Consider the following 4,411-nt stretch of genomic DNA (forward strand, 5'->3'; position numbering starts at 1 on the left):
TTCGCGTCAGGACGTCGATTCGTCTTTGGCGTCGTATCGACCGAGCGATGCCGCCGAATTCAAGCGTGCACGTTTGGACAGCGCTCGTTGAGCCTCGGACACGTTCGCGGGTTGCCCGCGCCAGATTTTCAGCGGCGGCTCCTGCAATGCGCGGCCATACGAAAAGCTGAGCGGCCAAGGGCGGCGGCCCGTGCGGTTGATGGCGTCGAGATGGGCGGTCGCCTCCTCGGGCGATTGCCCGCCCGAGAGGAAGAAAATGCCCGCGACGGCCGGCGGCACCGTGCGGCCGAGCACGGTCACGGTTTGCGAGGCCGCCTCGGCCACGCTCGCCGGGCTCGGGTGCTCCTTGCCGGCCACGACCATACTCGGCTTGAGCAGCATGTGCTCGAGCACCACCGCGTGTCGGTGCAGCGCATGAAACACCTCGTGGAAAACCGCCTCGGACACCTGGGCGCAGCGCTCGATAGAATGCGCTCCGTCCATCAGCACTTCCGGTTCGACGATGGGCACCACGCCTGCTTCCTGGCAAATCGCGGCGTACCGTGCCAGCGCATCGGCATTCGCGGCGATCGCAAGCCGGCTCGGCAGGCAATCCGAAACGTTATAGACGGCTCGCCATTTCGCGAAACGCGCGCCCTGCGCCTTGTATCGTTCGAGCCGTTCGCCGAGCCCGTCGAGGCCCTGCGTGATTTCGTCGCCGCTCGCATGGGCCAGCGGGATTTTTCCCTTGTCCACCTTGATGCCGGGCACGATGCCCTGGCGCGCCGCCAGTTGCGGCAGCGGTTCGCCATCGTCGGCGCATTGGCCGAGCGTTTCCTCGTAAAGGATGACACCGCTCACGTATTCGCCGAGCCCCGGTGTAGCCAGCAACAGGGTCCTCCAGGCACGACGGTTCTCTTCAGTGGATTCGACATTGATGCTCTTGAAGCGCTTCGCTATCGTCGGTCCGCTTTCGTCAGCGGCGAGAAGACCTTTTCCGGACTGCGTGAGCGCCTCGACGGTGCGCTGCAATTCGCTGCTTTGTGTGTTCATCTCCGATTCCTCCGCGAAAGCCGAGACCCCCGAGTTTGCTCGGCCGCCGCGTATTGCACCAGTCCGCATGCAGCAGCAAATGCGGTGCCCACCGCATAGCTCAGGCATCGGACGAACGCCTGACGTGCGCCCCCTCCGTTCCCTGCGCGGCGATTGCACCGACCCTTTCTCTGAATCGACCGAGGGCCTCAGTCGCCGCCGCGATACCGTCGGCCTCGATCAGATCGCGCAGCTCGTCGCAGCACGCTGCCTCCTCGCGCTCGCCGAGCGTAAGGAGCGCACCCTTGACGCGATGCAGCATCTGCAGCACCCGGCGCGCGTCGGCCGCACGCGTCGCTTGCACGAGCCGCTGCTCGTCCTCGATCCAGGTCGTCGCAAATACGGCGAGCAGTGCGTCGGACGGCATGCTGCGCAGCTCGTCTGACGCGGGCCGATGGTCGAGCACGGCATCGAGCGCGAGCCGCAGCGTTTCGAGCGCCAGCGGTTTGGGCAACAACCGGGCGAAACCCGAGCGCTTCGCCTCGTCGGGATCGCGCGGCGCCGCCGTGTGGGCGATCACCGGCATCGTCAGTCCCTTGCCGCGCAGCGCCGCCAGCAGGCTGCGCCCATCCATGAGCGGCATGCATAGATCGGCGAGGACGAGATCGTAGGGCTGGCGCAGGCATTCGGCGAGCGCCTGGCGACCGTCGCAGGTCAGCTCGACATGCCGGTAGCCGAGTGCCTCGAGTTGATGAGCCAGCAGCGTCCGGCTGACCGGGTCATCCTCCGCAACCAGAATGCGCGTCGCGCGATGCGCCTCACGAGGGAGCCTCGCCGGCCGGCAGACTCCGTCCGAGCCGGGCAGAGGCTCGCGGTGCCCGCACTGTTCGAGGGCCAACGCCAGCATCGCCGCGGAGAGCGCCGTCACGTGCAGCGAGTCGTCGGCCCGCTGGGGATGGAGCGGGCCTCGCTCGGACACCACGATCGCATCGAGATAGGCGGAACAACGGCTGCGCCATGCCCTGGGGACGACGTTTTCGTGCGAGCCGAAAACGATGATCGAGCGCCCGCGTCCTGACGTCGGCTCGCACACGCGAGTGTCTGGCACGACGGCCACGACCGGGCCGCAAAGCGCGCGCAAGCGGGCAACGAGCGCGTCTTGCCAGGCTGCATCGTTGCAGGCGACGACGATCTCGTCGAATACGAATCGATCGACGGGATTTGACGGCTCGTGTAAAGGCGCGGTTGCGGCACGCTTCAACTGCAAATAAACGCTGAATGTGGCACCGCGCCCCTCTTCGCTTTCCAGCACGATTCGCCCGCCCATCAAGTCGACGAGCCGCCTGCACAGCGACAGTCCGAGCCCCGTCCCACCGAAGCGCCGTGCGATCGACCCATCGGCCTGAATGAACGGCTCGAAGATGCGCTCGCGTTGGTGAGCTGCGATACCCATCCCCGAATCGGCGACCGAAATCAGCACTTCCTGTGCATCGGCCGTCGCGCAGCCCATCGTTGCGCAAAGCGTGACGGCCCCGCGGTCGGTGAATTTGCAGGCGTTGCCGAGCAGGTTCGTCACGACCTGCATGATCCGCTGCGCATCGCCGTGCCAATGTCCATCGATGGCGGGATCGAGCAGACATGAAAAGCGCAGGCCCTTGTTCGTTGCGGACGGTGCAAGCGTCTGCGCGCACCGCTCCAGCACCTGAACGAGATCGAACGGCTCCATGTGCAGTTGGAGCTCGTGCGCTTCGGCCTTCGATAAATCCAGCACGTCGTCGACCAGTGCGAGCAGTCCCTCGAACGCATGGCGCACCGATGTGAGGCGCGCCGCCTGCGCGGGTGCGAGTTCCTCCATCGAAAGCAGCTCGAGATTGCCCAGTGCGCCATAAAGCGGCGTACGAATCTCGTGGCTGATGGTGGCGATGAGCATCGATTTGGCCCGGCTCGCCTGGTCCGCCGCATTGCGCGCGCGGCGCAAGAGCCGCACTGTCTCCTTTTGCCGGCTGATGTCCGTCAAGCTGCAGAGCAGCACTTCCCGCTCGCGATAGCGCGCCCGCGACAGCGCAACGGAGAGCTCGCGCGAGCGGCCGTCGGTGCCCGCCACGGACACTTCGACCGTGCGCGCCGTTCCGCCCGGCACCGCGGCGTGGCCCGAGCGAGCGCCCCTGCGCCTCGCGCGCCGTCCCGGCGCACGCTTGCCGAGCAGGCTCTGAAAAAATCGAGTCTCGTCGGGCAAAGCGGCAAGCAGCCCGCGAGCAATGTCGTTTTGCATGACGATGCGCCGCGTCGCCGGTTCGAAGACGGTCAAGCCCACAGGTGCGGTCGCCAACACCGTGCGACCGAATGCTTCGCTTTCGAAGACACTGCGGGCGCGGGCGCGCAGCGGTGCGAGCACGAGCCTGTCGATCGTCAGCACGAACCCCCACTGCACCGCGAGTAGCAACGCAGCCAGCGCGATCGTCCAGACCACCGGCTCCCTCATGTTCGCGACGATGGTATGCCAGTCGAACGCCGACACCGCGACCCAGCCTGGTCCCGGGATGCGCTGAATCATGAAGAAGTCCGCGCCGCGACGCACGAGCCGCACACGCTCGTCGGCCGAATCGAGTACCGAAGGTTTCGCCGCCAACGCATCGGCCCAATGACCGCGGCGCGGGTTCGACTCGTCGATGCCCAACAGATGGCGGCGATCGCGCGACACCATGAAGAAATCGGGATCGTGCACGGCCGGCTGAAAGAGGCGCGGAATCTGCGTGGCCGGAACGGTCACGACGAGCACGGCGATGCGCTCGTCGCCCCGATAGATGGGCGCCGCATAATGCTTGACGAGCTTGCCGTACATGTCGGACTCATAAAGCGCGACCCAGAACACGCGCTCGTGCCGCAGGGTGGTGTCCTCGTGCTTGTGGAGTTCCGCGTCGACGCGTGCCACGTAGCGATCGATGAGCGGCGTCACGCCCGCGTGGCCAGCCTGCTCGCGCGCGCGATCCCCGAGCGATGGCCATACGGCGAGAAAGCGCCGGTCCTCCGTGTAGAGAAAACCGCCGATGTCGTCGGCCGCACCTTGCAGGCGCAGCAGCGAACTGGGCGAAACCTCGCGCACGAGCCGCAACAGCGCGGCCAGCCGGTTTCGATCGGCGGGTGCCGTCAGCGTCGAGAGAATCGAAAACGGCGCCGCGCCGATGTCTTCCTCGGTGTCGACGAGCCCGCCGCCGGCATCGAGCAATTCGCGATAGCGCTCGGCGGGCACCGGATCGCGCGCATGCACGTGAGCCAACGCTTCGTAGGTCTCGACCATGTGCCGCAGGCGCGCCTGATTGCGCTCGACCGACGCGTTGACGAAATCGCGCTGAGCGAGAAACGCCGCGCGCCAGTCGTCGAGGCAGCGCTCGAAGCGATG

Annotated in this window: 2 protein-coding genes; both read right to left on the reverse strand. The window is 66.5% G+C overall.

Translation table 11 applies throughout. The features are described 5' to 3' along the window. Nucleotides 1-6: 6 nt before the first annotated feature. Nucleotides 7-1,032, reverse strand: a complete 1,026-nt coding sequence (locus VGL01_RS21525; RefSeq protein WP_331572967.1) for a class I fructose-bisphosphate aldolase — start codon at nucleotides 1,030-1,032, stop codon at nucleotides 7-9. Nucleotides 1,033-1,132: 100 nt separating this feature from the next. Beyond that, on the reverse strand, nucleotides 1,133-4,411 hold a 3,279-nt coding region (locus VGL01_RS21530), incomplete at its 5' end, for a hybrid sensor histidine kinase/response regulator (protein ID WP_331572969.1).

Origin of the sequence: Trinickia sp. (assembly GCF_036503415.1) — a bacterium.
Classification (GTDB): Bacteria; Pseudomonadota; Gammaproteobacteria; order Burkholderiales; family Burkholderiaceae; genus Trinickia.

Coding starts and splice junctions, on each gene's coding strand:
- VGL01_RS21525 (WP_331572967.1), bottom strand. CDS start 1,032: ATGAACACACAAAGCAGCGAATTGCAGCGCACCGTCGAGGCGCTCACG.